The sequence below is a fragment of the Oceanobacter sp. 5_MG-2023 genome, assembly GCF_030548165.1.
Taxonomy (GTDB): domain Bacteria; phylum Pseudomonadota; class Gammaproteobacteria; order Pseudomonadales; family Oceanobacteraceae; genus Oceanobacter.
Genome location: NZ_JAUORS010000001.1, coordinates 201474 through 221210, shown reverse-complemented (window position 1 = coordinate 221210; position 19737 = coordinate 201474). Strand labels below are relative to the sequence as shown.

The following is a 19737-nucleotide window of genomic DNA, read 5'->3' as shown; positions in this document are numbered from 1 at the left end:
GGCGCTTGTCTCAGGGTACCCCGGCTGCTTTATACGGGCTAGGGGTGCCATCGGGCTGACGCTTGAAGCGTTTGTACGTCCACTGGTATTGCTCCGGTGCCATGGCGACCACTTGCTCGACACTGCGGTTCAGTGCGGTGCAGGCAACGTCGGCATCCTTGCTGTAGATATCGGCATCCGGTTCCAGAAAGTGCACATCAAACCCCTCGGCATCAGGGCGACGCAAGGCAAACGCCATTAACGCCCGTGCCCCGGTCCGCTGTAACAGCTCGTGGGGCATGCGCGGCGTCAGTGTTGGAACGCCCATAAAAGGGACGATCACGCCACTGCGACGCTCAGGTTCCTGATCCGGCAAAAAGCCCGCCACGCTCCCTTGCTGCAGCGTTTTGAACAGCGCCCGTACGCCTCCGGCCGTGGTCGGCACCAGTGTCGCACCGGTGTTCTGGCGACGCTGTCGCATCCAGCTATCAAACTGCGGATTCTTTGCCGGCTTGAACATGATGGTGATCTGGCAGCGGTTACTGAGGTAGGTATTCAGCTGCTCCCAGTTGCCAATATGAGGGGCCAGAATCAAGACACCCCGGCTGTCGGCCAAGGCATCATCCAACAGTTTGGCGTTATGCACCCGTCGTATCAGGCTCAGTACATCGATCGTATTCTTGCCCCAGAAAACACCCATCTCTGCACCGGTCATGCCGTTGTGCAGCAAGGTTTTTTTCAGTAATTGATCGCGCTCTGCGGTGTCCATATCCGGCGCCGTCAACGCCAGGTTCACCCGCGCCACTTCCCGTGACCGGGTGCGGCGTAACCACAGCAGCCAGCCCAGGCCACGTCCAATACGCTGGGTCAGCCCCAAGGGCAGCAGTCCCAGCAAGCGAACAAGGCCAATCATCCAATATCCGGTAATCTGTTTCACCGCTTCTCACTGTTCTGACTTGAAAAGCGCAGTGTACGACCTGTGTTTATTCAGGCAAGTGTTATAGCAGCTGGCTCAAAATGACACTGGCATGACGTTGACGATAAAGGTTCAATCCTGTCCAGACAGCGGCATCGTCTATACTGAGAAGCTGGACAGCCAATCCACGGAGGGACACCATCACGAATCCTGGCCGCACGAGGTGACAGAGACACGCCTCAACGCTAAAGTGCCTCTGAGCACTGCCCTGGCGGCAAACGGCAAAATCGCTAACGCCACAGATATCTGTCCCGGATATCCATAGTGGTCGCGGACGAGATGGTGTAACGCTTGTCCCTGAACCGTTTGTGCGCTCCCGGCGCTCGATGAACCACTTTACTCGCTTGCTCCAGGAGCTTGCTTCATGAAATTTGATTACATGATCGGTGCGGTCATCCACGACCTGAAAAACCAGCTGCAAACGCTGCTGGCGTGCGAACAGGAAGCGCTGACGCATATTCCTGAACGCTACCATGCCTATCTCAAGCCGATTTTGCAGAACACCAGCCGCCTGCAAAACGACGCCATCCAGATGATGACGCTGTTCCGGATGGAAAAAGAGCGTGATTTCCCCCTCGATGATGCCTGGCCCCACGACACCGTCCTCGATGCCATCGATTCAACCCAGTTGCAGTTTCCCAATATTCGTTTTGAAAACAACATCGACGAAGCCATTCAGGGTTTTTACAGCGAAGATCTGGTGCATATGGCACTGGTGACGCTGATCACCAACAGCGCCCAGGCCGGTGCCACGCGTATCCGTCTCAGTGCCGCCATCGAGAGCGGCAACAACACGCTGGTTTTCCGGGTCGAAGACAACGGCCACGGTTTTGATCAAAGCATCCTGAACGGCGAGCGTATCACCACCAAAAACGGTGGCAGTGGCCTCGGCCTTTACCTGATCGGTGAAATTGCCCGCCATCACAAACAAGGCGAGCAGCAAGGCCGTGTCAGTTGTGGCAACCTGCCCAAAGGGGGCGCAGAAGTCTGTATTGTTCTGCCTCATATACAGCATTAACAGCGGCTCGATTTCGCCGACCGGTAGAGTGATGGTTGGCCGGCATCCGCTGCGCCTGTTCCGTTGATCGCCGTACAGGCTGGCTATCCCTTGTTCCTCTGCCAGGGCCTGCAAGACCCTCATGACGGATTGCCTCTGTCTTCAACCTCCAGCGCTGCTATAATCCCGGCCTTTGTTTTTCAGGAACATCTCCCCAGGGGTAGAAGCTGTGAGTCAGAGTCGCCATAACGTCAAAACCTTTCAGGGCATGATTGCCGCCCTGCAAGAGTACTGGTCCGATCAGGGCTGTGTTATCAACCAGCCACTGGACCTCGAAGTCGGGGCCGGTACTTTCCATGTACACACTTTTTTACGCGCCATTGGCCCGGAAAAATGGAACTCGGCCTACGTTCAGCCCAGCCGTCGTCCCACCGATGGCCGTTACGGTGAAAACCCCAATCGCCTGCAGCACTATTATCAGTTCCAGGTGGTCATGAAGCCTTCCCCAGCCAACTTCCAGGAGCTGTACCTTGGCTCTCTGAATGTGCTTGGGGTTGATACCCTGATCCACGACATCCGTTTTGTAGAAGACAACTGGGAATCGCCAACACTGGGCGCCTGGGGTCTGGGCTGGGAAGTCTGGCTCAACGGTATGGAAGTCACCCAGTTCACCTACTTCCAGCAAGCCGGTGGGTTGGAATGTTTCCCGGTCATGGGTGAAATCACCTACGGTCTCGAACGGATCGCCATGTACCTGCAGGAAGTCGACTCGGTCTACGACCTCGTCTGGACCTATGGCCCCGACGGAGAGCCAGTCACCTACGGCGACGTCTTCCATCAAAACGAAGTGGAGCAATCCACCTACAATTTTGAATTCGCCGATGTCGACTTTTTATTCCAGGCCTTCGATCAATACGAAAAAGACTGCACCAAGCTGGTCGCTGCCAACCTGCCACTGCCAGCCTACGAACAAACCCTGAAAGCCTCGCACACCTTTAACCTGCTGGATGCACGCGGGGCGATTTCTGTCACCGAGCGTCAGGGCTATATTCTGCGTGTTCGCACCCTCGCCCGTGCCGTCGCTCACTGTTATTACGACAGTCGTGCCGAACGTGGCTTCCCGCTGGCCGAAGACGGTATTCGTGAGGAAGTGCTGGCCAAGTGGTTAGCCGATAAAGAAAAGGACGCTGAAAAAGCACGCAAGAAGGCTGAGAAAGAAGCAGCCCAAGCGGCTGGGGAGAACAAATAATGGCCACTCAAGATTTTCTGGTAGAGCTGGGTACCGAAGAACTGCCACCCATGGCATTAAAAAGCCTGTCGGAAGCCTTTGCCGACGGCATCGTCAATGGCCTGAACGACGCCTGCCTGACGACTGACAAGGTCACCATTTTTGCTGCACCACGACGTATGGCCGTGCGTATTACCGGCCTCGCCGAGCAACAAGCCGATCAGCAGGAAACCCTCTATGGCCCACCGGCCAAAATCGCCTACGATGCCGACGGCAATCTGACCAAGGCGGCGGCAGGTTTTGCCGCCCGTGCCGGTGTCGATGCCAGTGAGTTACAAACCGCTCCCGAATCTGCCGGTAAAAACGCTGGCAAGCTGATGATCCAGCGCACGATCAAGGGTAAACAAACGGTTGAGTTGCTGCCTGCCATCGTACAGACCAGCCTCGACAAGCTGCCGATTCCCAAGCGCATGCGCTGGGGTGACTCCCGGGTTGAATTTGTCCGGCCAGTACAATGGTTGGTGATGCTGTTTGGTAACGCCGTTGTCGACGCTGAAATACTGGGCTTGCAAGCCGGTAACACCTCCATGGGTCACCGCTTCCATGCACCTGGTGAAGTAAGTATCAACTCACCGGCCGAGTACGAAGAAACCTTGCGTGCTGCCTATGTGATGGCCAGTTTTGCCGAACGTTCGGAGCTGATTGCCAAACAGGTAAAAGCCGCCGGTGAAAAACTGGGTGGTGAAGCGGTTATCAGTGACGACTTGCTCGAAGAAGTCACCGCGCTTAATGAGTGGCCTGTCGCCCTGGCGGGTTCATTTGATGAAAGCTTTCTGACCGTTCCGGCGGAAGCACTGGTCTCTTCCATGAAAGAGCACCAGAAATACTTCCACGTAATGAAAGATGGCCAGCTGCTGAACAACTTTATTACCGTCGCCAATATCGAATCAAAAGATCCGGCCCAGGTGATTTCCGGCAACGAGCGAGTGATTCGTCCACGTCTGGCCGATGCCAAATTCTTCTGGGATACCGACCGCAAGCAGCCGCTGGCGAGCCGTTTCGACAAGCTCGAGAACGTTGTCTGGGTCAACAGCCTCGGCTCCATCGCCGACAAGGCCCGCCGCATCTCAACGCTGGGGCAGAAAATTGCCAGCGCCATGAACGCTGATACCGCTCTGGTTGAGCGAGCCGCCCGATTGTGTAAAAACGATCTGGTCTCCAACATGGTATTCGAGTTCACCGACCTGCAAGGTCTGGCGGGTAAATATTACGCCGAGCACGATGGTGAACACGCCGATGTCGCCGCCGCCATGATTGAGCAGTACATGCCCGCCTTTGCCGGTGATGCACTGCCCGATACCGCAACCGGTACTGCCATTGCGTTGGCCGACCGGCTGGACTCACTGGCCGGGCTGTTTGGCATTGGCCAACTGCCCACCGGCTCCAAAGACCCGTTTGCCCTGCGTCGTGCCTCTCTCGGTGTATTACGTATTCTGGTGGAAAAGAAGATCAATATCGATCTGTCGGATCTGCTCGACTGGGCACTCGACAATGACTGGCCGATTGAATTACAAGCCGACACCAAGGCTGCCCTGGCAGAGTATCTGCTCGACCGCTTCAGTGCCTGGTACCAGGATGCGCATATTCCGGCGGATGTGTTCCTCTCGGTCCGTGCCCTCGGCATTACCCAGCCGCTCGATATTGACCGTCGGGTGAAAGCCGTACACGCTTTCAGCCAGCTGGAATCAGCCGCGGCATTGGCCGCTGCCAACAAACGGGTTTCCAATATTCTGGCCAAAAACGGCGGCGATACCATCACAGCCGAAGTCAACGCCGAGCTGCTGCAGGAAGTACAGGAAAAAGCCCTGTTTGAAGAAGTCACGGCGCTGGCCGATCTGGTTGGCCCGGTTATCAAACGCGGCGATTACGAAGGTGCCTTGACGGTATTGTCCACCTTGCGTGATGTGGTCGATAACTTCTTTGATAATGTCATGGTGATGGCGGATGACGAAGCGATCAAAAACAACCGTCTGGCGCTGCTGAAGCAGCTACGGGCGATGTTTGTTGCCATCGCTGACATCAGCCTGCTGCAAGGTTAAAACCTGCTGAACTGGCACACAGACAACGGCAAGCAATATAAGCGGCTCAATCGTCTGTCTCTGACTACAAAAGCCCGGCTGGTCCGGGCTTTTGTGTGTTCGCTCACACTGAATGATGGATACACTGGCCTGTGCCATGCCCTCGGAGATCAATCCCATGTCACTGATTATTCTCGATCGTGATGGCGTCCTTAATCAGGACTCCGATGCTTACGTCAAATCTGCCGCGGAATGGATCGCTATTCCCGGCAGTGCCAAAGCCGTCGGCCGCCTGTGCCAGGCAGGTTATCAGGTAGCCGTCGCCACCAATCAGTCGGGGTTGGCCCGGGGTTATTTCCATCAGGATGATCTCGATGCCATGCACAGCAAAATGAATGCCTTGATTGAAGCCGAGGGCGGTCATCTTGCCCATATTGCCTGGTGTCCCCATGGCCCTGGGGATCAGTGTGATTGCCGCAAGCCATTACCTGGCCTGATCCATCAGATTGAACAGGTGCTGGGAGTCTCCGCCCAAGGGGCTGTCATGGTCGGCGATTCTATCCGGGATCTCGAAGCCGGTACCGCAGCTGGATGTACACCGATACTGGTGCGCACCGGCAAGGGCCGTGGCTCGGAAAACAAGCTGGCCACTCACCCAACACTCGCCCATACCGCCGTGTTTGATGATCTGTCATCCTGGGTAGATCAATTCCTCAATTCGGAAAATCAAAACCCAATAACCGGGCCTGACTGATAGCTCGATAGCCTCACGAATACTTGGTGTGTCGGAGCCGGGTCAGGTAGTCTGGCTGGCAGGCCCTGTAGCCCACAATCTGCTTGGAGTCCGGTGCAGTGCCCGTGCCCACAGGGAAACAGTCATAGGAAATGACGTAACAATCAAAACCTCATGGCAATGGTATAAACACGCAGACAGTTTGATTTTCAACAAGGCTTCTTCAGCATGATGAACAGCTCCAGTTATTCGGCCGCTGCCGACGTTCCAAACTCACCGTTCAGCCATAAACTACGCAGTATCCTTTTTTACATTTGGCTGACGGTAGTCACCGTTATCTGGTTTATCCCCAGTTTATTGATTGGCCCTTTTTTACCGCTCAAGGCACGTAACTATTGGGTAATGGGCATTCATTGCCGCCTGGTTATTTTTGGTTTGCGCTGGATTGCAGGTATTCGCTGTGAGGTCGAAGGCCGGGAAAATATTCCCAGCGATGGCCGTGGCTATGTGCTGATCAGCAAACACCAGAGCACCTGGGAGACCTTTATGCTGCCAACACTGATCTACCCGCACGTGCAGGTGGTCAAGAAAGAGCTGTCTTACCTGCCGTTTTTTGGCTGGGGTTTACAGTTGATTCAACCCATTTTTATTAATCGTAATAAAAAGACCAACGCTCTCAAGCAAGTCATTCAGCAAGGTGAGGTGCGGCTGAAGGCAGGTATTCACGTGCTGGTCTTTCCAGAAGGCAGCCGTATTCCTTCGGGCAAGCGCAAGCTGTTTTCCAAGGGAGGGGCCATGCTGGCGACCAAAACCGCTGCTCCTGTTATCACCATTGCCCATAACTCTTCCGAGCATTGGCCCAACACTCATTGGGTAAAATCGCCGGGGGTTATTCGTATGGTGATCAGTGCTCCCATCGAAACCGCAGGTATGAGTACTGCCGACTTGAATGAACTGACTGAAACCTGGATCAACGAGCAGGTCGATCGTATTTCTGATCTGCCATTCCAGGGTGAGTATGTGGAAGCCGTGACCAGCGGCAAGCGCTTCTAGCCAGCACACAGCAAACACCACACAGATTGGTTTTAACAACGGCTCTCTGGTTAACCTGAGGGCCGTTTTTATTGGTCTGGATATTGTGACGCCTGGTTGCGCTCACTCTGGGCCATCCTGTTCCATGTGGAACATTCGGGCTTATGGTTCCGGTCGTCCTGTCGTGAATTCTGACCTTACTTGGATATTGCACGCTATCGCTTAGCGCATAACAAGAGAGCCATAAAAAAGCCGATGATTCTTTGGGAATCATCGGCTTTTTTACTGTTCTTCTGAGTGTGCCTGTCGCCAGTGTGGCTTGGCTCTTGTCTTGATGGCTTGGCTGATCATCGCTGGCTAAAGAGTGTGTTTCACGTGAAACACGTCGCCGTTTCACTCTCTTTATCGTCTGCCAGTACCAGTCTGATTCTCTGGCACTGATCTACTCACACACCCTACACCCCGGCTTCAGCCCCGCTTTCAATCGCCCACTCTGGCCCGGAACACCAAAGCCCGGAACATTCAGGCATGGTCCGAATTACTCGACCATGCCTTTGATGGTGACCAGCGGATTAACATCGGCTTCGTAGTCTACGCCTTCCAGGCCGAAACCAAACAGGCGCAAGAACTCTGCCTTGTAACCGGCAAAGTCGGTATCGGTCGCGATGGTGTCCGTGGTGATGGTATCCCAGGCATCTTCAACGGCTTTTTGTACTTCCGGAATCAGCTCCAGTTCATCAACCCGGGCACGTCCTTCATCATCCAGACGTGGAGTATCTGAATACAGGCACTCGCTGTACAGGCGATACAGCTGTTCGATACAGCCTTCGTGAGTACCCTGCTCTTTCATCACTTTGAATAGCAGCGACAGGTACAGTGGCATAATTGGAATGGCGGAGCTGGCTTGTGTCACAACGGCTTTTAACACAGCAACCCGGGCATCGCCGCCTTTGGCCGCCAGTTTTTCACGGATAGCGATCACTCGTTTGTCGAGATCTTGCTTCGCCTGGCCAATGGTACCGCCCCAGTACAGATCCCAGGTTACCTTGTCGCCGAGGTAGGTAAACGCAGATGTTTTGGCACCATCCGCCAATACCCCGGCAGCATCCAGCGCATCGATCCACATCTGCCAGTCTTCACCACCCATAACGGCAACCGTATTGTCGATATCTTCTTGAGAAGCGGCTGGCAAGGTGAAGTCCTGAATGATTTCCTTATCGGTATTGATACCTCGCAGGGTAACGTCTTTACCGATGGGTTTCAGGGTCGAGTTATGGACAACTCCGGTTACCGGGTGCTGGCGACGAGGAGCAGCCAGACTGTAAATAACCAGGTCGACTTGACCCATATCGGCCTTGATGGCGTCGATGGTTTTTTGCTTGATCGCATTGGTAAAGGCATCACCGTTGATACTTTTTGCATACAAGCCATCGGCTTCAGCAAATTGATGGAACGCCGCCGAGTTGTACCAACCAGCACTGCCTGGTTTTTTCTCTGTTCCTTCTTTTTCAAAAAACACACCGAGTGTGGATGCACCTGCACCAAAGGCAGCCGCAATACGTGCAGCCAGGCCATAACCGGTCGAAGCACCAATCACCAGGACACGCTTGGGCATATCGATCTTGCCCTGTGCCTTGATAAAGTCAATTTGCTCTTTAACGTTTGCTTCACAACCACTTGGGTGGGTTGTTACACACATAAAACCGCGCACTCTCGGTTTGATAATCATGAATCATTCCTGTCGATCTGGATTACGGGATACCCGAAGCACTCGTCTGGCAGCAACAAGCAGGCTTCGGCCAATGCTGGGTTATTGTAGCTTGCCACCCACTATATAGCAGCTCTCTTTGGGACAAGCACTATTGAGTCAATCATCCCCTGCTGACCGGACATTTCTGTGGATAACTCAGTGGATGAAATTTTTTGATGCGTTTTTTCAGTGACAGAATCTTGCCACTCAAAAGCCTGAAATAAAAAAGCCCCGACCGAGATACCTCCGCCGGGGCCTGATAAACACTGGAGAAATCAGAAATCCAGGTTCGCTACGTTTAATGCATTGGCTTCGATAAAGGCGCGACGCGGTTCCACTTCATCACCCATCAGGGTTGTGAACATCTTGTCGGCGGAAATGGCATCCTCGATACCAACCCGCAGCATACGACGGGTATTCGGGTCCATGGTGGTCTCCCACAATTGATCCGGGTTCATCTCTCCCAGACCTTTATAGCGCTGGATATTGAAGCCTTTTTTGGCTTCATTCAGCAGCCATTGAATTGCATCCCAGAAATCAACGATAGGATAAACACGCTCCCCTCGTTGAATATAGGCATCACTTTCCAATGTATCGCTCAGGCGTTGGCTGATCATCGACAATCTGCGATAACCGGAACCGGTAAAAAATTCACGATCGAGAATATAATCACGTGGCACACCATGAGTAATGACCTTAACCAGTACATTAAACTCGTTACGCTCAGTATCCTGGATATGTTCCACGTGGAAATGGTTGCCACTGCGGCCAGCATCCGGCAGTACTGCGTCCAGCTGCGCAGCCCAGTTTTTCACAAAGGCTTCATCACCCAGAGCAGAGGCTTCCACAACAGGCAGCGTCAGTAGCTGATGCAATACGGCTTGAGGAATCAGGCCAGACAAGCGCTGTACGATCTCTTGTGCTGCCCGATAGTCGGCAACCAGTTCAGCAAAAGCCGTGTCCGTTATGGCTGGCGCATCCGCTGACGGATGAAGTGCGGCTTTTTCCAAAGCGATATGAGTCAGGTACTCCTCCATCGCTTCTTCATCCTTGATGTACTGCTCTTGCTTGCCACGTTTGATTTTGTACAACGGCGGCTGGGCAATATACACATGACCACGTTCAATGATTTCTGGCATTTGGCGGAAGAAGAAGGTCAGCAACAGCGTCCGGATGTGCGCCCCATCCACGTCCGCATCGGTCATGATAATAATGCTGTGATAACGCAATTTGTCGGGGTTAAATTCTTCCCGGCCAATGCCACAGCCCAATGCAGTAATCAGGGTGCCGACTTCTGCTGACGACAGCATTTTGTCAAAGCGGGCTTTTTCAACGTTGAGGATTTTACCTTTCAACGGCAAAATTGCCTGAGTACGACGATCCCGGCCTTGCTTGGCGGAGCCGCCGGCCGAGTCCCCTTCCACCAGGTAGACTTCTGACAAGGCTGGATCTTTTTCCTGACAGTCCGCCAGCTTGCCAGGCAGACCGGCAATATCCAATGCGCCTTTACGGCGTGTCATTTCACGAGCACGACGAGCGGCGTCACGAGCACGGGCAGCATCGATCATTTTGCCAACCAGGTCTTTTGCCTGAGACGGGTTTTCCATCAGATATTCACTGAACAGGCGTCCCATCTCCTGCTCCACCGCAGGTTTCACTTCAGAAGATACCAGCTTGTCTTTGGTCTGGGAGCTGAATTTTGGATCAGGTACCTTGACCGAAATAATCGCGGTCAGGCCTTCGCGGGCATCGTCACCAGTGGTAGCCACTTTGGCTTTTTTCGCCAGACCTTCTTTTTCAATATAGGTATTCAGGGTACGCGTCAGGGCCGCACGGAAACCGGCCAGGTGACTACCACCATCCCGTTGTGGAATGTTGTTGGTGTAGCAGAAGATATTTTCCTGGAAGGAGTCGTTCCACTGCATCGCCACTTCCACAGCAATACCGTCTTCACGCTCAGCATTAAAATGGAAAACGTCGTTCAGGGCGGTTTTGCCGTCATTGAGATATTTTACGAAGGAGGCTAACCCACCTTCAAACTCAAAAACGTCTTCTTTATCGGCGACTCGCTCATCTTTTAAATAAATGCGAACACCAGAGTTCAGGAAGGATAATTCCCGCAGGCGTTTGGCCAGGTACTCATAGGAGAATTCGGTTTTGGTGAAGGTTTCTTTTGATGGTAAAAAAGTCACCATGGTGCCGGTGGTGTCACTGACACCCACTTCCCGCAATGGGTAATCTGGCACACCGTGGCTGTATTCCTGTTCGAACAGTTTGCCACCACGGCGAATGGTCATTTTCAGGCTTTCAGATAACGCATTGACGACGGAAACACCCACGCCGTGTAATCCACCTGAAACCTTATAGCTGTTGTCATCAAACTTGCCGCCAGCATGCAGTACCGTCAGAATCACTTCCGCAGCAGAGACACCTTCTTCTTCGTGAATCTCGGTGGGGATACCTCGGCCGTTATCCGATACCGATACCGAATTGTCCGTGTGAATAACGACATTAACGCTGTCACAATAACCCGCCAAGGCTTCATCAATGGAGTTATCAACCACCTCAAACACCATATGATGCAGGCCGGTGCCATCGTCCGTATCACCGATATACATGCCTGGGCGCTTGCGAACGGCATCTAGGCCTTTCAGTACTTTAATACTGGACGAATCGTAACTCTGCTCACTCATTCAGTGTTCCTCTTGGGCGGAAATAGCATCAACAACTGCTTGTTGGATCAGGTGATCAGGAAAGGCTTTCTTCTTCGATTTTGCCGTGTTCCACATGAAACACCTTGAAGTCGGAGGGGGTCCAGCTGTCCATCAGTTGCTGCTTTTCTATACTTGTAATAAATACCTGACATTTTAAATCTTCCAGCACCTGGCATAAAGCCAAACGGTGCCGGGAATCCAGCTCTGAGGCCAGGTCATCGACCAGGTAAATAGGCGCATTACCACAGCTTTGCTTATACAGAATTCCCTGGGTAAGCTTCAGTGCTGCCACCACTGTTTTTTGCTGGCCTCGCGACAGTACATCCGCTGCCGGTAATTTATTCACTCGAATACGCAGCTCTGCCCGATGTGGGCCAGACTGAGTATAGCCCAGCTGTAAATCCCGCTCTTGCTGTCGGGCCAGAATATCCTTGAGCTGGCTGTCCTTTTCCCAGCCGGGATAATAATGTAATCCTACCTTGATGCTTTCATCGAGTGCTGCCAGCGTAGTCTCAAAGCGAGGCACAAAATCTTTCAGATAAGCCAGGCGATACTGGTGAATCTTTTCGCTGGCTTCCATAAAGCCATCATCCCAAACATCCAGCCAGCTGGTTTCTTTTTGTTTCAGCACGCTGTTGCGTTGTTTTAGTACCTTACGGAAGATCCGCCATTCTTCGATAAAGCCAGGTTCCACATGGAACACTCCCCAATCAAGAAACTGGCGGCGGTCTTCTGGAGATCCAACCAGTAACCGGAAGGTATTGGGCTCAATCACTTGAACCGGCAAGCAACTGGCGACCTGCGCCTGGGATGTCAGTACCGATCCATCAAGGCGAAACAGTACGTCACCATTACGTAAACGGAGGCTGTACAGGTTCTGTGTTTTTTCTTCATCAGGCTCGCCCATCTCGCATTCCAGCTCAAGCCGATCCGCATCGTGCAGGATCAGCTGTTTAATCTGATTGGAACGGAAAGATTTGCCGGAAGACAGCAAGGCGATGGATTCCAGCAAGCTGCTTTTACCGCTGCCGTTATCACCATAAATAAAGTTAACACGGGAATGAGGCTGAATCGTCAGCGGTGCCAGATTACGGACACCGCGAACGGACAAACGCCGAATCGGCATAAATACCTACAAGCGCATCGGCATCACAACGTAAAGCGAGTCGCCACCTTCCGGTTCTTCCAGAAGTGCACTGCTATTTGCGTCGGACAGCGTCAGTTTGACGTTTTCATTACTGATAACAGACATAACGTCCAGCAGGTAGGCAACGTTAAAGCCCATTTCAAGGGAGTCGCCACTGTAATGAACGGCTACAGATTCTTCGGCTTCTTCTTGTTCAGGGTTATTGGCAAACACTTGCAATAAATCCGGAGCCAGCACCAAACGTACACCACGATACTTTTCGTTGGAAAGAATCGCCGTCCGGGCAAATACCTGGCGTAATTCCTGGCGATCGGCCAGCATGACGTTGGTTCCATTTTTTGGAATTACCCGGGTGTAATCCGGAAACTTGCCATCAACCAGCTTGGAGATAAAAGTGAAATTCTCGGTTTGGGTGCGTAAGTGATTACCACTCAAAGACAAGGTCACGCTCATCTCGGCGTCTGTCAGCAGTTTTGCCAATTCCAGCACGCCTTTGCGTGGCAAGATAATCTGGCTGGCTTCATCCGGCCCGGATATATCAACACGGCAGGTCGCCAGGCGGTGGCCGTCGGTTGCAACGGTACGCAGTGAGTCAGTGCTGACTTCAAACAGCATGCCGTTAAGATAATACCGTACGTCCTGTTGCGCCATGGCAAAGCTGGTGCGATCCAGCGCCCGGCGTAACACCTGTTGGCTCATGGTAAAGCTTTTTTCTTCACCCACCGATTCAACGTTAGGAAATTCGCTGGCAGGCAAGGAGGACAAGGTAAAACGTGAACGACCAGAGCGGATATTCACGCGCTGGTCATCAAGGGCAATTTCTATCTGGGCACCGTCCTGCAAGGAGCGGCAAATATCCATCAGTTTTTTGCCGGGCACAGTAACAGCACCTTCAACACCGGCTTCGTCAAGCGTTACCCGGCCAACCAGTTCGACCTCGAGATCGGTCCCTGTCAGGGATAACTGCTGACCACGCACTTCCAACAATACATTGGAGAGCACCGGTAACGTCTGTCGTTTTTCAACAACACCCGCCACCAGTTGCAGGGGGCGTAGCAAAGCTTCCCTAGAGATTACGAATTTCATGTTTCTCCACTCAGGTCTAGGTTGTCAGTGAACGCAGCAGGTTCTTGTAATCTTCAAGAACGTCAGCGTTGGTTTGTTGCAGTTCTTTCACTTTTCTACAAGCGTGCAACACCGTCGTATGATCTCTGCCACCAAAGGCTTCGCCAATCTCGGGAAGACTATGATTAGTGAGCTCTTTGCTTAACGCCATCGCCACTTGTCGTGGGCGGGCGATCGATCGTGTTCGGCGCTTAGATGATAAATCAGAGATCTTGATTTTGTAATACTCGGCGACGGTCCGCTGGATATTATCAATACTGACTTGCCGTTCTTGCAGAGCAAGCAGGTCTTTCAGCGATTCCTTGATAAACGGCAGGTTGATTTCACTGCCGGTGAATTGCGCACTGGCAATCACTCGCTTCAGGGCACCTTCCAACTCCCGGACATTGGAGCGAATGCGCTGGGCAACAAAAAAAGCAGCATCATCGGGTAAGTGCACCCCACTTTGCTCTGCTTTTTTCATCAAGATGGCGACCCGAGTTTCAAGCTCGGGAGGTTCAACACCGACCGTCAGTCCCCAGCCAAAACGACTCTTCAACCGCTCTTCAAGGCCATGAATTTCTTTTGGGTAACGGTCACAAGTCAGAATCATTTGCTGACCACCTTCCAACAAGGCGTTGAAGGTATGGAAGAACTCTTCCTGGGAGCGCTCTTTACCGGCGAAAAACTGGATGTCATCAATCAGCAAGGCATCCAGACCGCGATAGAAACGCTTGAATTCGTTAATGGCATTCAGCTGCAGGGCCTTGACCATATCCTGTACAAAACGCTCGGAGTGTACATAAAGTACCTTGGCGTTCTGGTTTTTTGACTGTAGATAATTGCCGACCGCATGCATCAAGTGGGTTTTACCCAGGCCAACACCACCATATATAAAGAGTGGGTTGTACGACCCGCCAGCGTTTTCGGCAACCTGCTGGGCTGCAGCGTGGGCGAGCTGGTTCGATTTACCTTCAACAAAAGTCTGGAAGGTAAATGTCGGGTTCAGGAAGGAACGGTGCTTTACCCCTCCTTCTACCTGTACTTCCCGGCGGGAAGTGGAAGCCGCGGATGTATTGACAGGCATTTGTACCGGAGGTTTGGCAGTAACCGCTGGCGGCTGGAATTCATCCACCATTGGCTCATCATCTTCTGCTCGTGCCCGAGTGGCAGCAAAGCTGGAGGCCGTATTACGCGCCACCGGTGGCTGTGGTTCAGCCTGGCGCGGCGCAGGCGGTGGCGCACGAAACATCGGCTGCGATTCACCCACGGTCAGATCCACGTGAGTCAGCCGTCCGCCATTCAACTCGGAAAGAATTTCCTGGATTCGTTGCAGGTATTTGTCTTTGACCCAATCCCGAACAAAGCGGTTTGGCGCACTTAATACCAACCGCTGATTTTGCTCAGACGCCATCAGAGGTCGAATCCAGGTGTTGTACTGCTGGGTCGGCAATTCATGCTCCAGATGCCGTAAACATTCATCCCAAAAAACAGCCACACCCACCTCAATTTACGTTTTGGTCAAGGCCGCTAGTGTATCCAAAGTGGCAGAAGTTATCCACAGAATAGTCTGACTCGCAGCGGGTGAATTCAGTACCATCGAAACTGCCAACCAACAACCTGTGGAAAACCTGACCGTAATCACCCATTTACTCCACAGCAAATGATGGCGATCAGACAGCGACGGTATATCTTGCTCTTTCACACACGGGTTACGGTCAGCTTAATACCACCTTCATCACTGGAACAAGACCTGGTTATTAACTCTATAAATTCATTGGAATCAAAAGCTTAGACCGGTTATCCACAGAAAAACCGTGATGTAATAATAATAACTTCATCAGTCCTCCATCTCTTTTCAAACACTAATTCATACAAAATAATAATATTGGGACTGTGGGGAATTATGCTGACCGATTCGGTCATCAAAATTGGTCAGGAAACAGTCATTGCCATTTATCCGGCTTTCTCATACAATTGCCGCCCTTTAAAAACTGACCCCTAAACATTAACCGGGTATCCGAATATGAAACGTACATTTCAACCAAGCGTCCTGAAGCGCAAGCGCAACCACGGCTTCCGTGCACGTATGGCTACCAAAAGCGGTCGTCAGATCCTGACTCGCCGTCGTGCCAAAGGCCGTCAGAATCTGAGCGCCTGATCGGGCAGATAGCTCCCGACCGCAGTTTACTGATGATCGATTTGACCTTTGGCCGTGATGCACGATTGCTGAAACCAGCTGAGTTCAAACGAGTTTTTGATGATACTGAACGGCGCGGGAGTACTCCCCAATTGCTGGTCCTTGCTTCTGGCAACCAACAACAGCGTCCGCGTCTGGGGTTTGTGTTAGCCAAGAAGCAAATTCGACATGCTGTCGATCGAAATCGTGTCAAACGGTTGATTCGGGAATCATTCCGTCATCACCAGCCCGAACTGGGTTCATACGATTATGTCGTATTGGCGAGGTCAGGAATTACCGAACTGGACAACCGTCAGATACGTGAGATGATTGACTCCCTCTGGTTCCGATTAAAGCGACCAAACCATGGCAAGTCCGGCAACAATCAAAAAAGACGGCGACGTTAGTTTTGCAGCTCGAATACTGCTGTTGCTGATTGCCGGCTATCGCTACGCCATCAGTCCGTTATTGCCCTCCCGCTGTCGTTTTTACCCTACCTGCTCGTCTTATGCTGCTGAAGCGGTAACACGATACGGTGCCTTGCGTGGCGGTTATCTCGCCATCCGTCGTTTGGTCAGATGCCACCCCTGGGGGGATCACGGCGTTGATCTGGTACCTGATTTACCCAAACATTCTTCCAACTGTTGTCAACGGAAACCCTGAACATGGATATCCGCCGTACGGTTATATACCTTGGCCTGGCCATTTCGAGCTATTTTATCTTCATTACCTGGAACGACGATTACGGGCAAAAAACCCGTATCGATGCGCCGATCCAGGCAGAAACACCGGCAATCCCGGATGTACCCAGCGTTGCTGATGTAACAGCCGATGCGGAACATCCGCAGCTGGAAGCACCTCAGATCAGCTCCACAGGGAGTGCCCCGACACCATCCGGTGAGCTGATCCGCATCAAGACCGATGTGTTGCAAGTAACCATCAACCCTCGCGGCGGTGAAGTGACCGAAGTGTTGCTACCGGAGTTTCCGGCGTCTATCGAAACCAAGGACATCCCGTTTGTATTGCTGGAAAACAACCAGCGCCGTACCTACGTGGCACAAAGCGGCCTGATTGGTCGTGATGGTATCGATACCAATGGTGGCGCGCTCTTCAGTGCAGCAAAGAATGACTACACGCTGACCGAAGGTGACGATGAACTGGTGGTTGTGCTGTCAACCGAGACAGACAAGGGTATGGTCGAAAAAGTATTTACCTTTCACCGGGGAAATTACCTGATCGACATGCAATACCGGATTCACAACAACTCATCCGAGCCATGGGAAGGGGTGTTTTACGCCCAGCTGAAACGGGATGCCTCTCCGGATCCTTCTGCTGGTAGCGGTATGGGCATGCAGGCCTATCTGGGTGCTGCCTTGACAACCAAAGAAAATCGCTACGAAAAAATCACCTTCGATGACCTTGAAGACGAAGTATACAAAAACCCGCAAGAAGGCGGCTGGGCTGCGATGTTGCAGCATTATTTCCTCTCTGCCTGGGTACCGTCACAAGATGCGACCCACACCTACAATGGTCGCTTCGTCAAGGGTAACTACATCTTCGGTTTTTATGATCAGGCCATGGTGGTCGCACCGGGTACTGTCGGTGAAACCGGTGCCAGTCTCTATGTTGGACCCAAGGATCAGGACTCGCTGGAACAGATTGCACCGCACCTGGAACTGACCGTCGATTACGGCTGGTTGTGGTGGATTGCCCAACCGTTGTTCTTCTTGCTGACCTTTTTCCACAGTATTGTTGGCAACTGGGGTGTGGCCATCATCCTGCTGACCCTGTGTGTGAAAATCCTGTTTTTCTACCCGTCTGCAGTGAGCTATCGCTCCATGGCCAACATGCGCAAGGTTGGCCCGAAAATGCAGCAGATCAAGGAACAGTACGGCGACAACCGTGAAAAACTGGGCCAGGAAATGATGGCGCTGTACAAAAAAGAGAAGATCAATCCGCTCGGTGGCTGCTTGCCAATGCTGATCCAGATGCCGGTATTTATCTCTCTGTACTGGGTACTGATGGAATCGGTTGAGCTGCGTCAGGCACCGTTTGCACTCTGGATTACCGACATGTCGGTGATGGACCCTTACTTCATTCTGCCGCTGTTGATGGGTGCTTCGATGTTTGTACAGATGCGTCTTAACCCGACCCCTCCAGATCCAATGCAGGCGCGGGTGATGCAGTTTATGCCAGTGATGATGACTGTATTCTTCCTCTGGTTCCCGGCTGGTCTGGTACTGTACTGGGTGGTAAACAATCTGCTGTCGATTGCTCAGCAGTACGTGATCACCAAGCAGATAGAAAACAGCTGAAGCTGGTTTTCAGCGATCACGGGAGCCATTGGCTCCCGTTTTTGTATCTGCAAGACGACCTGCAACGATCCCCTTTCTCTCTGTGAGGCTGTCATGAGTAACACCATTCATCAGGACACTATTGCCGCCATTGCCACTGCTCCCGGCCGTGGAGGCGTTGGCATTGTGCGAGTTTCCGGCGCGGCAGCGCAAACCATTGCAGAGCGGGTGATTGGTTATCAGCCCCGGCCCCGGCATGCCCATTATGGTGCGCTGAAAGCTGCCTCCGGAGACGTTCTGGATGAAGGGATTACCCTCTTTTTCCCCGGCCCCCACTCGTTTACTGGCGAAGATGTGGTGGAATTCCAGGGTCATGGCGGCCCGGTGGTGCTGGATTTGTTGCTGAATGAACTGGTGTCACAGGGCTGTCGTCTGGCCCGTCCGGGGGAGTTTTCCGAACGGGCTTTTCTGAACGACAAGCTGGACCTGGCCCAGGCAGAAGCCATTGCCGACCTGATTGATTCCGCCTCCGAACAAGCGGCCCGTTGTGCCCTGCGTTCATTGCAAGGAGAGTTTTCCCGCCGCATACAACAGCTGCTCGATCAGCTGATCGAACTGCGTATCTACGTGGAAGCGGCGATGGACTTTCCAGAAGAAGAAATCGACTTTCTCTCCGACGGCAAGGTCGCCGCCAAACTGGTCACGGTTATGGCCGCGCTGGAACAGGTACTGGCCGAAGCGACCCGAGGCTCCATTCTGCGCGAAGGCATGACCGTCGTGATTGCCGGACGTCCCAATGCTGGCAAGTCCTCACTGCTTAACGCCCTGGCGGGTCATGAGCGAGCGATCGTGACCGACATTGCCGGTACCACCCGCGACGTTCTGAAGGAACATATCCAGATTGATGGTATGCCTCTGCACGTAGTGGATACCGCAGGGCTGCGGGATGCCCCTGACGAAGTGGAACGTATCGGCATCCAGCGGGCCTGGGACGAAATTCGCCAGGCCGACCGTATCCTGCTGATGATGGACGCCACAAGCGACCAGCACAGCCCGGAACAACTGCTGCACGCACTCTATGACGAACAGGGTCTGGCCACCGAAACCGACGCCCTGATTCGCAGCGGTCGACTGACCGTGATTCGCAACAAGATCGACCTTGCCAACGAAACTGCAGGTCTGGACAACCAGGGCCCCTTTCCGGTGTTACGGATTTCAGCCCGTCAGCAACTGGGTATCGACGCTTTGCGCCAGCATCTGAAACAGGTGATGGGGTTTGATGCCGGTGGCGAAGGCGGGTTCTTGGCTCGACGCCGCCATCTGGATGCCCTTGAACGCGCCCGTATCGCACTGCAACAGGGGCAACAACAGCTATCCGGGCTTGCAGCAGGGGAACTCCTCGCCGAAGACCTGCGCGACGCTCAGAAAGCGCTGGGGGAGATTACCGGTGAATTCAGTGCCGATGACTTGCTGGGCAAGATTTTTGGATCTTTTTGTATCGGCAAGTGATGGTGCGAGTCTTGTTC

16 protein-coding genes are annotated in these 19737 nt (G+C 52.9%); 10 read left to right on the top strand and 6 right to left on the bottom strand.

Annotation, left to right across the window (positions count from 1 at the left end):
* Positions 1–10: 10 nt before the first annotated feature.
* Entirely contained in the window at positions 11–892 is an 882-nt protein-coding gene (locus Q4551_RS01015) for a lysophospholipid acyltransferase family protein (RefSeq protein WP_303431254.1), read from the bottom strand.
* A 427-nt stretch (positions 893–1319) separates the two neighbouring features.
* Here Q4551_RS01015 and Q4551_RS01010 point away from each other — a divergent pair, with 427 nt between their 5' ends.
* The 5 genes from Q4551_RS01010 (at position 1320) to Q4551_RS00990 (ending at position 7044) form a co-directional block, all read left to right on the top strand.
* A complete protein-coding gene (locus Q4551_RS01010) occupies positions 1320–1973 on the top strand; it encodes a sensor histidine kinase KdpD (RefSeq protein ID WP_303431253.1) in 654 nt (217 codons plus the stop codon).
* A gap of 208 nt (positions 1974–2181) precedes the next feature.
* The gene (glyQ, locus tag Q4551_RS01005) at positions 2182–3201 is read left to right on the top strand and encodes a glycine--tRNA ligase subunit alpha (protein ID WP_303431252.1); all 1020 of its coding nucleotides are present in this window, start codon (positions 2182–2184) and stop codon (positions 3199–3201) included.
* Positions 3201–5279, top strand: coding sequence for a glycine--tRNA ligase subunit beta (gene glyS, locus Q4551_RS01000; RefSeq protein WP_303431250.1), 2079 nt, complete (start codon positions 3201–3203; stop codon positions 5277–5279). Before glyQ ends, glyS begins: the two co-directional genes overlap by 1 nt.
* Positions 5280–5436: 157 nt before the next feature.
* Positions 5437–6012, top strand: a complete 576-nt coding sequence (gene gmhB, locus Q4551_RS00995) for a D-glycero-beta-D-manno-heptose 1,7-bisphosphate 7-phosphatase (protein ID WP_303431248.1) — start codon at positions 5437–5439, stop codon at positions 6010–6012.
* Positions 6013–6219: 207 nt separating this feature from the next.
* Positions 6220–7044 (top strand): 1-acyl-sn-glycerol-3-phosphate acyltransferase, encoded by an 825-nt coding sequence (locus Q4551_RS00990; protein ID WP_303431247.1) that lies wholly within the window; start codon positions 6220–6222, stop codon positions 7042–7044.
* A gap of 517 nt (positions 7045–7561) precedes the next feature.
* Here the strand turns inward: Q4551_RS00990 and fabV are convergent.
* The 5 genes from fabV to dnaA form a co-directional block, all read right to left on the bottom strand.
* The gene (gene fabV / locus Q4551_RS00985; RefSeq protein ID WP_303431245.1) at positions 7562–8752 is read right to left on the bottom strand and encodes an enoyl-ACP reductase FabV; all 1191 of its coding nucleotides are present in this window, start codon (positions 8750–8752) and stop codon (positions 7562–7564) included.
* 296 nt (positions 8753–9048) lie between these two features.
* Complete coding sequence (gyrB, locus tag Q4551_RS00980) at positions 9049–11466, bottom strand: DNA topoisomerase (ATP-hydrolyzing) subunit B (RefSeq protein WP_303431243.1); 2418 nt, start codon at positions 11464–11466, stop codon at positions 9049–9051.
* A gap of 55 nt (positions 11467–11521) precedes the next feature.
* A complete protein-coding gene (gene recF / locus Q4551_RS00975; protein ID WP_303431242.1) occupies positions 11522–12613 on the bottom strand; it encodes a DNA replication/repair protein RecF in 1092 nt (363 codons plus the stop codon).
* A 6-nt stretch (positions 12614–12619) separates the two neighbouring features.
* Positions 12620–13720: a DNA polymerase III subunit beta gene (gene dnaN, locus Q4551_RS00970; protein ID WP_303431241.1), complete on the bottom strand. Its 1101-nt coding sequence runs from the start codon at positions 13718–13720 to the stop codon at positions 12620–12622.
* A gap of 16 nt (positions 13721–13736) precedes the next feature.
* Positions 13737–15242: a chromosomal replication initiator protein DnaA gene (gene dnaA / locus Q4551_RS00965; RefSeq protein WP_303431239.1), complete on the bottom strand. Its 1506-nt coding sequence runs from the start codon at positions 15240–15242 to the stop codon at positions 13737–13739.
* A 522-nt stretch (positions 15243–15764) separates the two neighbouring features.
* Here dnaA and rpmH point away from each other — a divergent pair.
* From rpmH to mnmE, 5 genes are all read left to right on the top strand, one after another.
* Positions 15765–15899, top strand: a complete 135-nt coding sequence (gene rpmH, locus Q4551_RS00960; RefSeq protein ID WP_303431238.1) for a 50S ribosomal protein L34 — start codon at positions 15765–15767, stop codon at positions 15897–15899.
* 32 nt (positions 15900–15931) lie between these two features.
* Positions 15932–16324 (top strand): ribonuclease P protein component, encoded by a 393-nt coding sequence (gene rnpA, locus Q4551_RS00955; protein WP_303431237.1) that lies wholly within the window; start codon positions 15932–15934, stop codon positions 16322–16324.
* Positions 16284–16580, top strand: coding sequence for a membrane protein insertion efficiency factor YidD (gene yidD, locus Q4551_RS00950; protein ID WP_303431236.1), 297 nt, complete (start codon positions 16284–16286; stop codon positions 16578–16580). The genes rnpA and yidD overlap by 41 nt, the downstream gene beginning before the upstream one ends.
* A 2-nt stretch (positions 16581–16582) precedes the next feature.
* On the top strand, positions 16583–18232 hold the full coding sequence (gene yidC, locus Q4551_RS00945; RefSeq protein WP_303431235.1) for a membrane protein insertase YidC: 1650 nt from the start codon (positions 16583–16585) through the stop codon (positions 18230–18232).
* A 93-nt stretch (positions 18233–18325) separates the two neighbouring features.
* Positions 18326–19720: a tRNA uridine-5-carboxymethylaminomethyl(34) synthesis GTPase MnmE gene (gene mnmE, locus Q4551_RS00940; protein WP_303431234.1), complete on the top strand. Its 1395-nt coding sequence runs from the start codon at positions 18326–18328 to the stop codon at positions 19718–19720.
* Positions 19721–19737: the final 17 nt, after the last annotated feature.

Bases quoted from the DNA above. Each gene is read 5' to 3' on its own strand.
- Q4551_RS01015 (WP_303431254.1), bottom strand. From the start codon at position 892: ATGATTGGCCTTGTTCGCTTGCTGGGACTGCTGCCCTTGGGGCTGACC.
- Q4551_RS01010 (WP_303431253.1), top strand. From the start codon at position 1,320: ATGAAATTTGATTACATGATCGGTGCGGTCATCCACGACCTGAAAAAC.
- glyS (WP_303431250.1), top strand. From the start codon at position 3,201: ATGGCCACTCAAGATTTTCTGGTAGAGCTGGGTACCGAAGAACTGCCA.
- gmhB (WP_303431248.1), top strand. From the start codon at position 5,437: ATGTCACTGATTATTCTCGATCGTGATGGCGTCCTTAATCAGGACTCC.
- Q4551_RS00990 (WP_303431247.1), top strand. From the start codon at position 6,220: ATGATGAACAGCTCCAGTTATTCGGCCGCTGCCGACGTTCCAAACTCA.
- fabV (WP_303431245.1), bottom strand. From the start codon at position 8,752: ATGATTATCAAACCGAGAGTGCGCGGTTTTATGTGTGTAACAACCCAC.
- gyrB (WP_303431243.1), bottom strand. From the start codon at position 11,466: ATGAGTGAGCAGAGTTACGATTCGTCCAGTATTAAAGTACTGAAAGGC.
- recF (WP_303431242.1), bottom strand. From the start codon at position 12,613: ATGCCGATTCGGCGTTTGTCCGTTCGCGGTGTCCGTAATCTGGCACCG.
- dnaN (WP_303431241.1), bottom strand. From the start codon at position 13,720: ATGAAATTCGTAATCTCTAGGGAAGCTTTGCTACGCCCCCTGCAACTG.
- rpmH (WP_303431238.1), top strand. From the start codon at position 15,765: ATGAAACGTACATTTCAACCAAGCGTCCTGAAGCGCAAGCGCAACCAC.
- rnpA (WP_303431237.1), top strand. From the start codon at position 15,932: ATGATCGATTTGACCTTTGGCCGTGATGCACGATTGCTGAAACCAGCT.
- yidD (WP_303431236.1), top strand. From the start codon at position 16,284: ATGGCAAGTCCGGCAACAATCAAAAAAGACGGCGACGTTAGTTTTGCA.
- yidC (WP_303431235.1), top strand. From the start codon at position 16,583: ATGGATATCCGCCGTACGGTTATATACCTTGGCCTGGCCATTTCGAGC.
- mnmE (WP_303431234.1), top strand. From the start codon at position 18,326: ATGAGTAACACCATTCATCAGGACACTATTGCCGCCATTGCCACTGCT.